The organism is Novosphingobium terrae, from assembly GCF_017163935.1.
GTDB lineage: Bacteria > Pseudomonadota > Alphaproteobacteria > Sphingomonadales > Sphingomonadaceae > Novosphingobium > Novosphingobium terrae.
Window position 1 is genome coordinate 2,476,084 of sequence record NZ_JABVZR010000002.1, and the last position, 17,177, is coordinate 2,493,260.

The 17,177-nt window shown below is 64.1% G+C and carries 14 protein-coding genes; 7 read left to right on the plus strand and 7 right to left on the minus strand.

The features are described from left to right. Window positions 1-3: 3 nt before the first annotated feature. On the minus strand, window positions 4-336 hold the full coding sequence (locus tag HGK27_RS28720; RefSeq protein ID WP_206244208.1) for a TfoX/Sxy family protein: 333 nt from the start codon (window positions 334-336) through the stop codon (window positions 4-6). A gap of 215 nt (window positions 337-551) precedes the next feature. Here HGK27_RS28720 and HGK27_RS28725 point away from each other — a divergent pair, with 215 nt between their 5' ends. Continuing rightward, window positions 552-1,394 carry a hypothetical protein gene (locus HGK27_RS28725; protein ID WP_206244209.1) on the plus strand — a complete coding sequence of 281 codons (843 nt, stop codon included), beginning with the start codon at window positions 552-554 and terminating at the stop codon, window positions 1,392-1,394. Between the two features lie 64 nt (window positions 1,395-1,458). Here the strand turns inward: HGK27_RS28725 and HGK27_RS28730 are convergent, their stop codons facing one another. Together HGK27_RS28730 and HGK27_RS28735 are read right to left on the minus strand one after the other, a co-directional pair. After that, window positions 1,459-3,096, minus strand: a complete 1,638-nt coding sequence (locus HGK27_RS28730; protein WP_206244210.1) for a DUF1593 domain-containing protein — start codon at window positions 3,094-3,096, stop codon at window positions 1,459-1,461. Window positions 3,097-3,154: 58 nt separating this feature from the next. Further along, window positions 3,155-4,702, minus strand: coding sequence for a carboxylesterase/lipase family protein (locus HGK27_RS28735; protein ID WP_241127568.1), 1,548 nt, complete (start codon window positions 4,700-4,702; stop codon window positions 3,155-3,157). Between the two features lie 382 nt (window positions 4,703-5,084). Between HGK27_RS28735 and HGK27_RS28740 the strand changes: the two genes are divergently transcribed. Next, a complete protein-coding gene (locus HGK27_RS28740; protein WP_206244212.1) occupies window positions 5,085-7,784 on the plus strand; it encodes a TonB-dependent receptor plug domain-containing protein in 2,700 nt (899 codons plus the stop codon). 115 nt (window positions 7,785-7,899) lie between these two features. On the opposite strand, the gene tpiA is transcribed toward HGK27_RS28740, so the two are convergent. Genes tpiA through HGK27_RS28760 form a run of 4 tightly spaced genes read right to left on the minus strand, consistent with a single transcriptional unit; the run spans window position 7,900 to window position 11,975 of the window. Further along, on the minus strand, window positions 7,900-8,673 hold the full coding sequence (tpiA, locus tag HGK27_RS28745) for a triose-phosphate isomerase (RefSeq protein ID WP_206244213.1): 774 nt from the start codon (window positions 8,671-8,673) through the stop codon (window positions 7,900-7,902). A gap of 22 nt (window positions 8,674-8,695) precedes the next feature. Further along, complete coding sequence (locus tag HGK27_RS28750) at window positions 8,696-10,165, minus strand: FGGY family carbohydrate kinase (RefSeq protein WP_206244214.1); 1,470 nt, start codon at window positions 10,163-10,165, stop codon at window positions 8,696-8,698. Window positions 10,166-10,173: 8 nt separating this feature from the next. Continuing rightward, window positions 10,174-11,124: a transketolase family protein gene (locus tag HGK27_RS28755; RefSeq protein ID WP_206244215.1), complete on the minus strand. Its 951-nt coding sequence runs from the start codon at window positions 11,122-11,124 to the stop codon at window positions 10,174-10,176. Further along, window positions 11,121-11,975: a transketolase gene (locus tag HGK27_RS28760; RefSeq protein ID WP_241127569.1), complete on the minus strand. Its 855-nt coding sequence runs from the start codon at window positions 11,973-11,975 to the stop codon at window positions 11,121-11,123. The genes HGK27_RS28755 and HGK27_RS28760 overlap by 4 nt, the downstream gene beginning before the upstream one ends. 176 nt (window positions 11,976-12,151) lie before the next feature. Between HGK27_RS28760 and HGK27_RS28765 the strand changes: the two genes are divergently transcribed. The 5 genes from HGK27_RS28765 to HGK27_RS28785 are packed head-to-tail and all read left to right on the plus strand — an operon-like array spanning window position 12,152 to window position 17,146. Continuing rightward, window positions 12,152-12,802, plus strand: a complete 651-nt coding sequence (locus HGK27_RS28765) for a DUF2291 family protein (RefSeq protein ID WP_206244216.1) — start codon at window positions 12,152-12,154, stop codon at window positions 12,800-12,802. Beyond that, the gene (locus HGK27_RS28770; RefSeq protein WP_206244217.1) at window positions 12,766-14,307 is read left to right on the plus strand and encodes a sugar ABC transporter ATP-binding protein; all 1,542 of its coding nucleotides are present in this window, start codon (window positions 12,766-12,768) and stop codon (window positions 14,305-14,307) included. The genes HGK27_RS28765 and HGK27_RS28770 overlap by 37 nt, the downstream gene beginning before the upstream one ends. A gap of 38 nt (window positions 14,308-14,345) precedes the next feature. Continuing rightward, window positions 14,346-15,377 carry an ABC transporter permease gene (locus HGK27_RS28775; RefSeq protein WP_407674716.1) on the plus strand — a complete coding sequence of 344 codons (1,032 nt, stop codon included), beginning with the start codon at window positions 14,346-14,348 and terminating at the stop codon, window positions 15,375-15,377. Beyond that, entirely contained in the window at window positions 15,378-16,193 is an 816-nt protein-coding gene (locus tag HGK27_RS28780; protein WP_206244219.1) for a DeoR/GlpR family DNA-binding transcription regulator, read from the plus strand. After that, window positions 16,190-17,146, plus strand: a complete 957-nt coding sequence (locus HGK27_RS28785) for a D-ribose ABC transporter substrate-binding protein (protein WP_206244220.1) — start codon at window positions 16,190-16,192, stop codon at window positions 17,144-17,146. The genes HGK27_RS28780 and HGK27_RS28785 overlap by 4 nt, the downstream gene beginning before the upstream one ends. The last annotated feature ends 31 nt before the right edge of the window (window positions 17,147-17,177 follow it).

The following is a 17,177-nucleotide window of genomic DNA, read 5'->3' on the forward strand; positions in this document are numbered from 1 at the left end:
CAATCAGCTTTTCGGCGGCAAGGACCGAATAAAAGACAGAGCCTGCTCTATCAGCCCACGCATCATCACATCCTCAGCGGCAATCTCCGGGCAGAGGCGCACCCAACCGCCGATGATGCGGCCGCGAGACATCATGGGCTCGATCCCGTCGCTTTTCAGCGCCTCTGCTTCCTGCGCTTTGCCGAGGCGCAGCAGGGCCCCGTCATCGCGCGCTGCACACAGCAGATGGCCCTGAAACAACCAGGCCAGACCACCGAACATCGGGCGTTCCGACAGATCCGGGATCTCCGTGAGGAGATCACGCAAAAGCTCTTCGAGACCGGGATCGCGTGCCATGGCTGGCGCTTTAGCACGGCACCGCCGGGGCCAACAATGCCCCGCAAGAAGAGCGCCCCGGTACAGGCGGTCAAGCATGGTCAAGCAGCCGTTAAGGTTATAACCGTTGTTGCACAATGAGATAGACTGTCCGAAAGAGGGGCGCTGTCTGCTTTCAGGCTGGCTCATATGCCTGCAAGCGAGCCACAGGCGATGATGGATTGAATGGGTTACCAATGATGAAGACTGACTACGCCCTCCCCGATATTTCCGGACTGCTCCCCGACCGGCCCATCGCGGTGCGGCACCCCGGCTTTGCCGACCGCATCCAGATGCCCTTTCTGGCTCTTGTGGCGGCGCTGGTGGCGCTGGGCACGCTATGGTTCGCGGGGCCGGGCCTTTATGCCGATTACCGGATCAAGAACAATCCGGTCGAGGTGTCGCAGGCCTATATCGCTGACGGGCAATGCAAATCGCGCAAGTTCACCGTCCATTGCAAGGCCGAGATCGCCTATCTGCAGGGCTTCGAGCATCGCAGCCACAAGGTGGATTTCTCCTTCATGGGCGTGGGCAGCGGCGATTATCAAACCGCCATCGTGGCGGAAAAGGGCCATCCCGACAACATCACCCTCTCGCTCGCCATTGACGAGTTCTGGAACCGCGTCATCGGCTTTGCCCTGTTGGTTTTCTTCAGCGCCGCGGGTGCCGTTCTGCTGGTGCTGCGCTTTTTCCAGATCTCCGCAAGCTTGAAGGCGTTGCAGGAGCCTGCCCGGCTGGAGCCGATCTGGGCCCGCATCACGATGCAGCAGAAGAAGTGGGGCAAGTTGCGGATTACCTATACCCCCGCTTCTGGCGTGAAGAAGGGCGTGGGTGTCAGCGTCGTCGGCAAGACCGAGACGCTCTGGACGCATGATGATCCCGTGCATGGCGAAAGCTTCGTTCTGGCGGTGCGCCATCCCGAGGCGCGGCTGCCGGTGATGCTTGATGAAGGCTTCGAGCGCCTTGAGCTGAGCCATGAGGAAGCCAATGCGGCGCGTGCGGCGCGCAACGCTTTGTTCAGGCAGCTTGCCGCCGGGTGAGACATGCTCTGCCGGACCTTGCACCTGAATTCAATCGGGGCGTAAGGTCCGGCAAGGTTCGGGCCTATTCCGCCGCCACGTTCACCACCACCTTCTCGTAGCGGGTGAGCGGCAGCTTGCCGTCATCGGTCGCTTCGGCCACGATCTGCAGCTGATCGCCCGGCTTGGCATCCTGAGGGACATGGAAGCTGGTGCTTTCACCCTCGGTCCTGTCCAGCGTGAGCGTCCCGGCATAGGTGCCCGCCTTGTCCCACGGCCACCAGCGCAGCGAGACATGATTGCCGTCCGGATCGCTGGTCGTGGCCTTCAGCGGGATCAACTGCCCCGGTCTGGCGGTGAGATAGGCCGGGCCTTCCAGCCTGATGCGCGGATAATGATTGGCATCGGCATATCTGGGCGTGGTGGCCCAGGCCAGCCTTGCGGCCAGATCGTTCATCACCGGGGCGATAAAGGGGTTGGTGGGCTGGCGCGGGCGCGGCGGAGGCATATAGTTGGGGTCCATCACCTGCCGCTCGATCTGCGCCATCATCTCCGCGCCGAAGGACATGGTGGGAGCGTTGGGATCGACCACCTTCCACGTGCCGCCCCAGCCGCCGAAACTGTCACCGCGATAGCCGCGCAGCCCGTTGTCGAGCAGGTTGAGATAAGTGGGCGTGTCGCCTTCGCCCAGGAACTCGCCTTTGGGCAGGGGGGCGGTCCAGACGATATAGCCCTTCTGTTTCAGCTCTTTCGCGCTCTGGTTGGGCAGGCCGAAGAAGTCGAAGATGTCGCCCTTGACCATCTGCTTGCCATCGCCCCAGACCCGCTCATTGGCGCCCAGCGGGCCCTTGCTGGAGACATGCTCGCGCATCCAGGGTTCGGAGAAATAGACGGCATCGGAGGGGCTGGCGGTCGATTGCGTGGCATAGCCTAGCTGCACGCCGCCCTCCTGATGGCGATAGCGGATCTCGGGCCAGTGCGGCTTGATGTATTTGGCGTAAGTGTCGTCCTGATCGCCCGAGGGATGGATCACCGCCTTGGCGATCACCCTGGCCCGGATCGCGGCCCATTGCGGTGTGTTGCTGTATTGGTCCTCGATGGATTTGAGCGCGCGGGCGATGGTGCTTTCCCCGCCCCAGGCATGAAGATAGACCGGCGACTGTTCGTTATCGAGCAGCAGGCTCCTGATCAGATCGGAGCCGGGCGTGTCATGATCCATCTCGCCATCGAAATCGACATTGCCCCAGCGGATCTTCGATTTGAGCTGTTCGGGCGTGGGATAGTCGTGATCATGCACCTTCAGATTGGGATAGGCCTTGGCATAGGCCTCGACCTCATCATCGATAAAGCGTTCGTTCGGCGCCCAGCGATAGGAGGTGCAGGGGCACAGATGCAGGCCGAAGCGCGTATACTCGCGGCCCGGCACGGAGAGTTTGGTGCCCTTGCCGTCGCCCTTCCAGTGGAACTGGCTGCTGGCGTAGATCAGCCCCTCGGTGCGGAAATCGGAACTGCGCAGCAGATAGCGGATCAGCGAGTTGTTGTCGTCCAGCTCCGGATCGGCGGTGATGACGACGCGCGGCTTTTGCCCCGGCGGCGTTTCCAGATAGGTGATCCCGGCGACAGCGGGATCGCGCACCGGCTCAGGCGCGGCAAAAGCGGTGACGGGCGTGGCGAGCAGAGCGCCGGTCAGCAAAAGGCGTGTTATGGCGAAAGGGCGTGTCATCGGAAGGCATCCTGTGATCGTTCAGTGTCGGTCGGGCGTGAGGGGGCAGGGGCTTGCCCTATGGGGCCGCCGCGATCTGGTCCATCGCGCGATAGCGGGCCTCATCCTTGAAGGGCCGGGCCTGTGTGGGCAGCTCCACCTCCTGCCGCCACAGCGGGGAGGCGGTGCCCGCTGGTTTCCATGCGGGCAGGCCGGGGCCGTTGGGATTGCCGGTCTTGATGAAGTTGACGAAATAGCCCTGAAGCAGCGTGGACATCTGCCGGTCGGCTTGTGTCCAGGTGTAGAGCGGGCTCACCCCCGCCACATCCAGATTGCCCAGCGCATATTCGATCTCCGCGCTGTGGACCGCGCCGATCACCGGCATGGCCGGCGGCGGCAGGCCGTTCGCGGGCGGGCGGATGTGGTTGTAGCGGAAATAATAGGTCGGCTGCCCGCTCTGGCGATGGAGGTCGAACCACTTCCACGTCGGCTGGCCGAGGAAGTGGTCGCTTGAGAGTTCGGTCGAGGCGGCCAGCACCTGCGCATCGCTGCTGGCGGGGTAGAGCTTCATCACCGTGTCGGCGTTGGCGCCGAACAGCCTGATCACGCCTTCGCGGTAATGGGCGGTTGTGGGTGTTTCACTGCCCAGCACCAGATTGCCGAACGTATCCTGCGAGTTGGAGCCGATCATCGCGGGCACATGCGCCGCCTGATGCGCGGCATAGGTGGCATCAAGGCTCTGGGGGAGGAAATAGCCGTCCACGCTCAGCCCCAGCCCGCTGCCATTGCCGGTATGGCTGGCCAGAATGGTGTCGGCGGGCAGGGCGCGCAGGGCGGCCAGCGAGGTGGCGCCCAGCTTCTGGCCCAGCTCCTGCCCCCGCGCTTCCGCGACCTTTGGTGCGACCGGACCCATCTGCCCCTCCACCGCCGCGCCGCTCTCACCGATGACACCGACGATAAGATCGCGCGACAGCGGCGAGACCGTCAGCAGGCTCATCGAGAAGGAGCCCGCCGATTCCCCGTTGATGGTGATATGGTCCGGATTGCCGCCAAAGGCTGCGATGTTGCCGCGCGTCCATTGCAGCGCCGCGACCTGATCGAGCAATCCCTGATTGCCCGAGGCGTGATGCGGGCTTTCGGCGGTCAATTCAGGATGGGCGAAAAAGCCGAAACTGCCCACGCGGTAATTGGCGACGACCACGACAATGCCTTTTTTCGCCATGGCGGCGCCGTCATAGCGGGATTCATCCGCCGCACCGGCCACAAAGCCGCCGCCATAGACGTAGAACAGCACCGGCAGCCTGTCGCCGGGCTTGGCGTTGGCCGGGGTCCAGATGTTGAGATAGAGGCAGTCCTCGCTGTCGCCCGAGGAGCGGAAGCGCATATCGGCAAAGGCGGAGGTCTGTTTGCAGCGCGGTGACCATTGCGTCGCCTCGCGCACGCCGTTCCATGGCGCCAGCGGCTGGGGCTCACGCCAGCGCAGCGCGCCGATGGGGGGCTGGGCGAAGGGAATGCCCCGAAAGCTGCGTACCCCCTCGATGGCCATGCCATGGACCGCTCCGGCGGGGGCGGAGACGTCCAGGGCATTCGGCGGCGTATCGGCCAGGGCTGGGGTGCTGCAACTCAATGCGCAAATTATCGAAGCGAATCGAATGTGTCGCATGTGAAAATCCCTCTCCTTTTTTGGAGAGGTAGGCATGCAATGCATGCTGTGTCCAGATTTGTTTCACTCACTTTCGAATCATCGGGGGCGAGGTCGATGAAAATCGGGGTGTTCTATGTAAAAATTACCAGATGAATCATGTCTACGATGCCGGTTTAACGCTAAATGCCTGAAAAGGATTTATCTTTTGAACCCGTGAATGCGCTGCTAAAAAACGACGCAAATCGAAAACAAATAATTGCTATACGAAAGAAGAGTCGATAATCATTCGTCAGGAAACGACACCGCATCCCATCAAGAATGCCAATCGGCTCGGGGATAACGGTGCCAGAGGGAGGGCCTGACATTGTCAAAGAAAACCACACTCGAAATCCGCTTGCCTGTCGTCCGCGCAGCCGGGCTGGCCTCGGTCAGCGCGTTGGCGATGCTGCTGGCCATGGCGCCCGCTGCCCATGCGCAGCAGGCCGACACCAAGCCCGACGCCGCCGCGCAGGATTCCGCCGCAGCGGACAGCACGGCGGAGAAGGACCGGGAAATCGTCGTCACCGGCACGCTGATCCGCGGGATCGCGCCGGTGGGCACCAATGTCATCGGGGTGAGCACCAAGGACATCGCCGCCAAAGGCGTGGCTTCGACCAATGATCTGATGTCCACCATCCCCCAGATCAGCAGCTTCAACGCCTATCAGGCGCCGTCGGCCGGTTTCGGCCAGCCCATCGCCCAGACCAATCTGCGCGGCCTTGGCGCTTCGGGCGGCACCACCACGCTGCTGCTGGTCAATGGCCACCGTCTGGTCGGCTCTGGCATTCTGCAGACCTATCCCGACCCCACCGTCATCCCGCCCAACATGATCGAACGCGTCGAGGTCATCCCTGACGGCGGCTCCTCGATCTATGGTTCGGATGCCATCGGCGGCGTGATCAACTTCATCACCCGCAAGCATGCTTCGGGCATCGAGGCGGACGCGAAAGTCGGCTTCTCGGGCGGCTATCGCACCGTGGACGGCAGCCTTTTCGCCGGCAAGGAGTGGACCGGCGGCTCGCTGATGCTCTCCTACAGCTTTGCCTGGCACAACAACATCCAGGGCGGCAGCCAGCCCTATGTCTCGCAGAACAACACCGCGCAGGGCGGTTCGGACCGCCGCGTTTCCACCTGCGCGCTCACCAACATCATCGCCAATGGCGTGACCTATGCCGAGCCCAACCTGCTGCCCAACACCGTCAACAAATGCGACACCAGCCAATATGCAGATATCTATCCGCGTGAGACCCGCCATTCGGTCTACGCCGTTCTGGAACAGGATCTGACCGACAATCTGCATTTCAACATGTCGGCCTATTATTCGCGGCGTGACACCACCACCTTGACCGCGCCTTTGGTCACCAATGGCACGATCACCTCGGCCAACCCCTATTATCGGGCGATCGGCACGGAAACGAGCCAGTCGGTGCTGTTCGATTACACCTCGGTGTTTGGCGCTCAGGGGCTCAGCAATCCGGCGCGTTTCGAATCCTGGGGGCTGACGCCGACCTTCGAATGGAAGCTGGGCCACAATTGGAACCTGCGGGCCATGGGCAATTACGGCCACAGCTTCAACTCCACGACCGAGCGGGCGATCAACAATGATGCTGCCAATGCCGCTCTGGCAGGCACGACGACGGCGACCGCGCTCGATCCCTACAACCTCTCGCTGACCAACCCGAGCGTGCTGGCCGCCATCCGCGACTATCAGAACTATTCGCAGGCCAAGCAGGATCTGGGCGAGGTGCGGCTGGTGGCTGACGGCCCGGTGGTGGCGCTGCCCGGCGGCGATGCGCGCCTCGCCGTGGGCGCGGAATATCACCATGAGGGCATTGAATCGCGCATCGCTTTCGGCCCGACCGCAACCCCCAAGCAGAATGCGGTGGCCGCCACGCGCAATGTCAAATCGGTCTATGGCGAGGTCTTCGTGCCGGTCTTCGGCAACAGCAATGCCGTGCCGGGCATCGCCGGTTTCGACCTGACCGGGTCGGTGCGTTACGACAGCTATGACGATGTGGGTGGCACCACCAACCCCAAGGTGGGCTTCAGCTATCGCCCGGTCCGCTGGATGACGGTGCGCGGCAATTGGGGCACCTCCTTCCACGCGCCCAGCCTTGCCGACACCACCGGCGCCGTCGACGAACGCGTCACCTCGATCGCTGTGGCGACCAATCTGGCGCCGGGCAGCTCGGCCTCGGACTTCTATCGCCCGGTGCTGTATATTTCGGGCGGTAACCCCAATCTGAAGCCGGAAACCGCGCATACATGGTCTTTGGGCGCGGACATCAAGCCGCCGATCTGGGACGCGCTGACCCTGAGCGCCACCTATTACAATGTCGATTTCCGCAATGCGATCAGCGTCAATGCGGGCTATTTCACGCAAGGGTCAGCCTATTATGCCGATCCCAGCAATGCGCCCTATTACATTCTGAACCCCACGCTGGCGCAGGCCACGGCCTTCTCACGCGGGGCCCGGGCTGACAATTTCACCTCGCTGGCCAGCTTCTTTGCCGCGAACAACCCCTATGCGATCCTCGATCTGCGGCGCTACAATCTGGGGCAGCTCTCGCAGGATGGCATCGACTTTGCCGCCAACATCAACCAGCGCACCAGCTTCGGGGCGATCACCGCCAGCTTTGCCGGCACCTACACGCTGGACCGCAACAGCAAGACGCTGCCGACCTCGCCGGTGGTGGACCAGTTGAAGAATGGCTATACGCATCTCAACTTCATCGCCAGCCTGGGCACGCAGGTGAAAGGCCTGACCGCGCGCGCCACGCTGACGCATAGCGGCGGCTATCCGATCATCGGCGATCCGCTGCAAAACCATGTGGCCTCCTTCAATCCGGTGGATCTCTATCTGGCCTATGATTTGAAGCTGGCCGGCAACCATCAGGCGACACTGACGCTGAACATCAACAACATCGCCAATGCCTATCCGCCCTATCGCAATGCGAGCAACGGCTATGCCAATGGCTCGACGCTGGGGCGGCTGGTCTCGGTGGGCATCCGCACCAAGCTGTGAGGGCCGGGGCAGGTCGCGCAACCCGCGTGGCCTGCCCCTGGATGGCAATAGGATGCGCAAAGGAAAAAGCCCGCCGATTGCTCCGGCGGGCTTTCGCTATGCTTGCATAAGGATTTTATGAAGGTTGTAGGCTGGCCTGTTGCGCCGCGCGGACAACGGCGCGGAACCGGCGCGGATCGAGGCTGGCATTGCCCACCAGCAGGCCATCGACATCGGCGATGGAGAGCAGCGCCTCGGCATTGCCGTCATGGACCGAACCGCCATAGAGCAGGCGAATGGTCTCGGCCTGCTGGCCCAGCCTGTTGCGCAAGGTCTGGCGGATGGCGCCATGCATCGCGGCGATTTCGGCGGGCTGCGGAATGCTTCCCGAGCCGATGGCCCAGATGGGCTCATAGGCGATGGTGATGGTGTCGGCGGGTGTCAGATCCTCCGGCAGAGAGGCCAGCAACTGCTCCTGCACGCTGGTTACGGCCAGTCCTGCATCGCGCTGCTCGGCGCTTTCGCCGACACAGAGGATGGCCGCGAGACCATCATCCAGCGTGGCGCGCATCTTGGCGCGCACGGTGGCGCTGTCCTCGCCGCAGCCCAGACGACGCTCCGAGTGGCCCAGCAGCACGAAGCGCGCGCCGCAATCCATCAGCATCCGGCCCGAGATATCGCCGGTGAAGGCGCCTTCGTGCGCGGCATGGCAGTTCTGCCCGCCGATGGTGGCATGCTCCACGGTGATGGCAGCGGGATTGATCAGCGTGAAGGGCAGGGCCAGCGCAACATCCACCCCGGCGTAACAGGCCGCCGCGCGGTCGATGTCGAGAATGGAGGGCAGGCTGGAAAGCAGCCCGTGCATCTTCCAATTGCCCACGACATAGGGGCGTTTCACAGTCTCAGTCATGATGCTTTCCCGGAAAAAGGGATCAGGCGGGCCGGGGTGCCAGCATGGCCAGCGCGTCGCGCCATTGGCGGCGCAGGCTTTCGCGGCTTGCAGGGGCCATGGCCGGGATGATCGGCGTGGCGTGATCTTGTGTGGGCAGGGGCTGGCCGATGGCCTGCGCAGCCATGGCGGCGGCGCCCCAGGCGCTCAGCTCGGTCTGCGCCGGGCGGCTGACACGGCAGCCGGAGAGATCGGCCAGCATTTGCAGCAGCAGATCGTTGCGCGCCCCGCCGCCATCGACGCAAAGCGTGTCGATGGGCTGAGGCAGATCGGCCTGCATCGCCTCGACCAGATCGCAGATCTGATGGGCGATGCCCTCCAGCGCGGCGCGGGCCAGATGGGCGCGGCGCGTGCGCAGGCTGAGGCCGCAGAAGATGCCGCGCGCTTCCTCCTGCCAATGCGGCGCGCCAAGGCCTGCCAAAGCGGGCACGAAGCTGACGCCGTCGCTGTCAGCCACGCTGGCGGCCAGGGCCGTCAGCGCCTCAGGCCCGTCAAGGCCGAGCATTTCGCTGGCAAAACCGGCGGCATGGGTGGAGACGGTGATGTTGCCTTCCAGCGCATAGGCGGGTGTTCCTCCCTGCGACCATGCGATGGTTTCCGAAAGTCCGGTGCTGGAATGCGGACGCTGCTGCGTCAGCGTCATCAGCGAGGAGCCGGTGCCCAAAGTGACCTTGGCCTGCCCCGGCGCGCGAATGCCATGGCCGAACAGCGCGGCATGGGAATCGCCTATCATCGCGCGGATGGGAATGCCATCGGGCAGGCCCGCAAAGCCGCCCGCCGTCACGCCGAAGTCCGCGTCGGAAGGCAGGATGCGCGGCAGAATGGCCGGATCGATGCAAAACAGGGCGAGCAGGTCCTCATCCCATGCGGCCTGATCCAGCCCCAGCAACTGGGTGCGCGCGGCATTGCCCGTATCGCAGGCATGGACCTGTCCGCCCGTCAGCGTCCAGAGCAGCCAGCTGTCGACGGTCCCGGCGCGCAGGCGGCCTTTGGCGCAGGCCTCGCCCACGGCAGGCTCATGGTCGAGCAGCCAGCGCAATTTGCCCGCCGAGAACATCGGGTTCAGCTGAAGCCCACTGCGGGCGCGGATCACCGCTTCATGGCCCTGAGCGCGCAGTTTTGCGCAAATTTCTGCCGAGCGGCGGCATTGCCAGATCACGCAAGGCGCCAGAGGCTCTCCGGCTGTGGCATCCCACACCACTACCGATTCCCGCTGGTTCGAGATGCCGATGGCGGCGATCTCGACCGGCCCGGCGGCGGCCAGCGCCTGTTCCACCGCCTTGGCCACACTGCGGCGAATGCTTTGCGCATCCTGCTCGGCCCAGCCGGGATGGGGATGCTCTACCTGCGTGGGCGAGGAGCCGCTGGCCAGAATGCGACCGTCTTGCGCCACCAGCAGTGCCTTGGTGTTGGTGGTGCCCTGATCGATCGCCAGGATCGCGCTCTCCCCCATGGCGGCGCTTACCGGTCGAGCAGGGTGCGGACGCTGGCCGCGATATGCTCGGCGGTCAGTCCGGCCTGCTCCATCAGGAACTCCGCCGAGCCCGTGGGTTGGAAGCCCGCAAAGCCGAGGATCTTCAGGCGGCAGGGCGTGTGCTGCGCCACGATCTCGGCCACGGCGCCGCCAAGGCCGCCGCGTACCGAATGTTCTTCGGCGGTGACGATGGCGCCGGTCTGCGCGGCAGCAAGGATCGCCGCCTCATCGATGGGCGACATGCTGCTCATATTGACCACGCGGACGTGGATGCCCTCTGCCGCGAGGGTTTTCGCGGCTTCCAGCGCGCGGCACACCACGGTGCCATTGGCGAGGATGGCGGCGTCGTCGCCTGTGTGCAGCACCTCTGCCTTGCCGATCTGGAATTGCGCATCCTCTGGGCGTTCCAGTGCGGGCACGCCCATGCGGCTGATGCGGATAAAGACCGGGCCCTCGGTGGCGGCGGCATGGCGGATCGCCTGTTCGGTCTCCCACGGGTCGGCGGGGACGATGATGTCGATGTTGCCCATGGTGCGCAGCCACGCCACATCCTCAATCGAGTGATGCGTCGGCCCCAACTCGCCATAGGCGACGCCGCTGGAAATGCCGCAAAGCTTCACATTGGCCTGTGAATAGGCAACGTCCGCCTTCACCTGCTCCAGCGAGCGGCCCGTCAGAAAGCAGGAGGCGCCGCTGACAAAGGCCACCTTGCCGCCATTGGCAAGGCCCGCGCCCACACCGACCATATTCTGCTCGGCAATGCCGACATTGATCAGGCGCTCGGGGAATGTGTCGCGGAACTTGCCCAGCTTGCTGGAGCCCACGCTGTCATTCACCACGGCGACGATATCGTTGTTCTCGGCGCCCAAGGCTTCGAGCGTGGCGACATAGGCGTCGCGGCAATCGAAGAGGCCGGTCTTGCTTGCGGCGGCGCTCATGCTTCCAGCTCCTGCATGGCCTGGGCGAATTGTTCGGCATTGGGAATGCCGTGGTGCCAGGCCGCCTTGTTTTCCATGAAAGACACGCCCTTGCCCTTCACCGTATTGGCAATGATGCACAGCGGCTTGTCACGCGCAAGCGAACCGTCGAGCAGCGGAAGCAGCGCGGCGATATCATGGCCGTCCACCTCTTCGACAGCCCAGCCGAAAGCGCGCCATTTGTCGGCCAGCGGTTCCAGCGTGACGGTGTCCTCGGTCGAGGCGCCCTGTTGCAGGCGGTTGCGGTCAACGATCAGCGTGAGGTTGGACAGCTTGCGATGGCCTGCGGTCATCGCCGCTTCCCAATTGCTGCCTTCCTGCAATTCGCCGTCTCCGGTGGTGACGAAGACGCGGTAATCGGTCTTATCGATCTGCCCGGCGATGGCGATGCCCACGGCGATGGGCATGCCGTGGCCCAGCGGGCCGGTGTTGGTCTCCACGCCGGGAATCTTCACCCGGTTGGGGTGTCCGTTAAGGCGCGAGAGCGGCTGCATATAGGAGGTCAGCTCGTCCTCGGGAAAGAAACCGGCCTTCGCCAGCGTGCTGTAGAGCGCGCCGGTGGCATGGCCCTTGGAAAGGATAAAGCGGTCGCGCCCCGCCCAGCGCGGGTTGGCGGGATCGTAACGCATCGCATCGAAATAAAGCGTGGCCAGAATGTCGGTGACCGAAAGGTCGCCACCGGGGTGGCCCTGCTTGGCCTCGAAGGCCATGCGCAGAGCGCGCTGGCGCACCCAGCGGGCCATAGTGCGCACGTGAGCGACGCGCTGGGCTGTGTCTGCGCCGGATTGCGACAGGGGTTGGGGCATGGGCATCGGCTCTCCTTATCGAGGGTCTGGCTATCGCAATCGAAAGTTATTGGCAAGGGATTGCCTTTCGATTTTTTCGTTTCCTTATGTTTTTTGCGTAAGTGTGCTTGTCAGGGGGCGATGTTGGCGTTAGCTTGCCTCCAACGAAGGCGATCACAAAAGATTGCAAAGAGAGGATAGTCGTGGCCCCCAAGGGACTGAACACCACGCTTGCACTGCGCTTTGGCGCTGCTGCTGCCCTTGTGGCGGCGCTGGGCGGCTGCAAGGTGCTGACGCTGGAGCAGGATCGCCAGATGCGCGCTGCGGCGCAGGGGGGATTCGATGCCTCCGCGCTGGTGGATGGCATGTGGCAGGGCAAGGTGGTTCCGGCGCTGACTTCTGCCGCCGTGCCGTTGGCGCCCCTGGCGGGGCAGGCGAAGGCCGGTTCGCTCGATGCTTACGGTGCGCAGCATGGGCGGCGTGCTTCCAGTGAGGCGCCGTGGGTCTTTATGGTGAGCGCGCGGGGCAGGGTGGTGTCCATCGATCACCAGTCGCGCGCCGGAGTGATGGTGGTGGATGTTGCGGGGGTGGGGCCGGTGTCGGTGGCGCTGGGGCCGGTGGTGCTCTCCACGGGCTTGCGCGATTCTCTGAAGTTTTTGTCCTTCAACGATCTGCCTGATCAGCTGGCCTATGGCGCGGTGGCGGGCGCGTTGAACGATCATGCCTTGCGCGCCGTGGCGCCGGTGGCAGCGCATCTGACGCCCGGAGCGCAGGTCGATTTTATCGGCGCAACCCAGGCGCCTGCCGAGGGTGAGCCATGGCAGGTGATGCCGCTGAAAGTCACCGGCGCATGACGGCGCTGCTCTCCGCAAGCGGCGTAGTCAAACGCTATGGCGGGATCACCGCGCTGCATGGCGTGGATTTCGCGGTGCAGGCCGGGCAGGTCCATGTGCTGATCGGCGAGAATGGCGCGGGCAAATCGACGCTGATGAAGATTCTGGCCGGGATCGAGGCGCCCACCGAGGGCAGCCTTTCCATCGATGGCGCGTCGGTGCAACTGAACGGCGTGCGCGATGCTGCGCGGCGGGGCATCGGCATGGTGCATCAGGAGTTGAACCTGTGCCCCAATCTGACCGTGGCGGAGAATATCTTCCTGCTCGGCTCGGGCAGCACGCTGCTGGACAAGGATGGCGAGCGTAAGGCGGCGCGCGGGCTGCTCGCCCGGCTGCGCCAGACCATCGATCCCGATCGCCGCGTCGATACGCTGAGCATCGGTGAGCAGCAGATCGTCGAGATCGCCAAGGCGCTGGCTGAGGAATGCCGGGTGCTGATCCTCGATGAACCCACCTCGGCGCTGAGCGAGGCCGAGGTCGAGGTGCTGTTCGAGGTGATCGGCGATCTGAAACGCGCCGGGGTCGGGCTGGTCTATATCTCGCACCGGCTGGAAGAGCTGCTGCGCGTGGGCGATGCCATCACCATCATGCGCGACGGGCGGATCGTGGCCAATCGGCCTGCTACCCAAGCCAGTGTCGGCTGGATCATCGAGCAGATGCTGGGTGAAAACGGCAAGCTGCAACGCGAGGCCAGCGGTCCTTGCGCGGAAGGTGCGCCGGTGCTGACGCTTAAGGGCGTGTCGCGCGGGCGGGACCGGGCCGGGGCGGCGCTGGAGTATGTCGATCTGGAGGCGCGCGCGGGCTCGATCCTCGCCATCTACGGCCTGCTGGGATCGGGGCGCACCGAAGTGCTGGAGGTTGCCTTTGGCGCTCGCGCGGCGGAGAGCGGCACGGTTACGCTGTGCGGGCAGGACATCACCGCCCTGTCCATTGCCCAGCGGGTGGAGAAGGGCCTGCTCTTCGTCTCCGAAGACCGCAAGGCGCAGGGGTTGTTTCCCAATCTGGATGTGGGGCGCAATATGGCGCTCAGCGATCTGGCGCGCTTTGCCCGCGCAGGCGTGGTTCAGCCCGAGAAAGAGGTCAGTGCCATCGGCCAGATGATCGCGCGGCTGGGGGTGAAGGCAGCCACGCCTCAGGTGGCGATCACCTCACTGTCGGGCGGCAATCAGCAGAAGGCGTTGATCGGGCGGGCACTGATGCCTGGTCCCGCCGCGTTGCTGCTCGATGAGCCGACGCGCGGGGTCGATGTCGGCGCGCGGGCCGAGGTCTTTTCCCGCATCCGCCAGCTGGCGCAGGACGGGCTGGCGGTGGTCTTTACCACCAGCGATGTGCTGGAAGCGCTGGCCATCGCTGACCGCATCGTGGTGATCGCCAAGGGGCGGATCACGCTGGATGTGGCGGCGGGCGAGGCCAGCGAGGCGATGCTGATCGGCGCGGCCAATGCGGAAAGAGCGGTGGTTGCATGAACACTCTGGCGAAATCCATCAGGGAAAAGGGCAAGGCCTTGGCCACCAGTATCGAACCGCAAGCCGTCGAACCTCAGGGAAAGGCGCAGGCCATGGCGCTGTTGCTGAAATTCCGCACGGTGCTGGCGCTGGTGGTGGTGGTGGCGATCTTTGCCGTGCTGGCGCCCAATTTTCTGTCGCTTGGTAATGCGCTGATCATGCTCAAGCACATTGCCATCGTGGCGATTCTGGCCATCGGTATGACCTTTGTGATCCTGACCGGGGGCATCGATCTCTCGGTGGGTTCGATTGCCGGGCTGGCCGGGATGGTGGCCGGGGCGCTGATCCTCAATGGCCTGCCGCTGACGGCGCTGGGCTTGGTGATCTATCCCTCGGTGCCCTTGATGGTGGCGATGGTGGTAACGCTGGGCGCTGCCCTGGGCCTGTTCAACGGGCTGATGGTCAACCGCTTTCAGGTGGCGCCCTTTATCGCCACTCTGGGCATGCTCTATATGGCGCGCGGCGCGGCGATGCTGATGTCCAACGGCGCGACCTTCCCCAATCTTGTCGGCAATCCGGCGCTGGGCAATGAGGGGTTCTCATGGCTGGGCGCGGGAATGGTGCTGGGCATTCCGGTGCCGGTGTGGATTTTGGCGATCATCGCGCTGGGCGCGGGTTTTGTCGCCGCGCGCACCACCTTTGGGCGCCGCGTCTATGCCGTTGGCGGCAGCGAAAGGGCCGCTTTGCTCTCGGGCGTGCGGGTGGATCGCATCAAATATGCCGTCTACGCCATTTCCGGGGCGATGGCGGCGGTGGTCGGCATGCTGGTCGCCTCCGATCTGGAGGCGGCGCATCCGGCTTCGGGTGAATCATTCGAACTCAGCAGCATTGCTGCGGTGGTGTTGGGCGGGGCTTCTCTGACCGGCGGGCGCGGCACCATTGCGGGCACGCTGACAGGTGCCTGCGTCATCGGTGTGCTGGGCGACGGTATGGTGATGGTCGGGATCAGCGAATTCTGGCAGATGGTTATCAAGGGCGCGGTGATCGTCACCGCTGTGGTTCTTGATCGTTTGCAGGAAAGGCTGGGTTGAATGGCGCAAGAGAAGCATGAGGACGAACATCGTCGTTCTGAAGGCAGCGGCGCGCGCTTCGCCGAAGGGCGCCGGGCCGAGATCATGGAATGGATGCGCGAGGAAGGCAGCGCGCGGGTGCGCGACCTCTCCAAGGCCTTCAATGTCTCGGAGGTGACGATCCGTCAGGATCTGGAGCGGCTGGAAGCCGATGGCCAGATCGAGCGGGTGCATGGCGGGGCCTATCTCAAATCCGTGCCGCATCAGGTGCGCTCGATGGCGCTGCAGCATCATGAGAATATGGATGCCAAGCAGCGCATCGGTCGCGCTGCCGCCGCGCTGGTTGGTGATGGCGAGACGATCACGCTGGATAGCGGCTCGACCACCTCGGAAGTGGCGGCGGGCCTGCTGGAGCGGCGCGATCTGACGGTCATCACCAATGGCCTCAACATCGCGCTGATGCTGGGCGCTCAGCCCTCGATCACCGTGCTGATGCCGGGTGGGCAGTTCAAGGCGCCCACCCTGTCGGTCAGCGGCGAGGGGTCGGCGGATTATTTCAACGGGCTTTTCGTGAAGAGCCTGTTTCTGGCGGCGGCGGCGGTCTCCATCGAGGAGGGGATTACCATTCCCTCGCTGGGCGATCTGCCGATCAAGCGGGCGATGATCGCCAGCGCGGAGAAGGTCTGGCTGGTGGTCGATTCCAGCAAGATCGGGCGTCGCAGTTTTTCAGCCATCGGGCCGGTCAGCATGATCCATGGCCTGATCACCGACAGCGGCATCTCGGACGCCGACAGGGCGCGGTTCGAGGATGCGGGAATAGAGGTTATTGTTGCATGAAGCTTGGGCGTGGCACGGTTGTGGGGATTGCCTTGGGCGCGGTGGCGCTGGGCGCGCTGGCCTTTTGGGGACAGGCGGCACATAAGGCATCCAATCTGATCGTGGTCATCACGCCCTCGCTGGACAATCCCTTCTTCGGTCAGGAGGCTTTGGGCGCTCAGGCGCGGGCGTCCGAACTGGGTTATCAGACGCTGAAATTCTCGCACGGTGACGATGCCTTCAGGCAGAGCGAGCTAATCGACACCGCCATCGCCCGCAATGCCGCCGCGATCATCCTCGACAATGCCGGGTCGGAGGCCAGTGTGGCCGCCGTGCGCAAGGCGAAGAATGCGGGCATCCCGGTCTTCCTGATCGATCGCGAAATCGCGGCGCGCGGGGTGGCCAAGGTGCAGATCGTCTCGAACAATTATCAGGGCGCGATGCAGGGGGCTCAGGCCTTTGCGCAGGGCCTTGGAGAAAAGGGCGATTATGTCGAGCTGGTCGGCAAGGAGTCCGATACCAATGCGGCGATCCGCTCCAAGGGCTTCCATCAGGTGCTGGACCAGTATCCGGCCCTGCATCTGACCGCGCGGCAATCGGCCAACTGGAGCCAGTCCGAGGCCTTCACCAAGGTGCAGTCGATCCTTCAGGCCCACCCCGAGATCAAGGGGGTGATTGCCGGGAATGACACGATGGCGATGGGCGCCATCGCTGCCCTGCAGGGGGCCGGGCGGCAGGATGTGGTGGTGGTCGGCTTCGATGGCTCCAACGATGTGCGCGATGCCATCCAGCAGGGCAAGGCGGTGGCCACGGTGTTGCAACCGGCATGGCGGCAGGCGCAGTTTGCCGTCGAGCTGGCGGATCGCTTCCTGAAAACCGGCAGCACCGGGCAGGATGAGAAGCTGATTATGGACTGCCTGCTGATTACTCGCGCCAATGCCGCGCGTCTGAACAATTTTGCCCTCGGGCGCTGAGCCCTATTCCCCCCAATCTGTGAGAGGATTG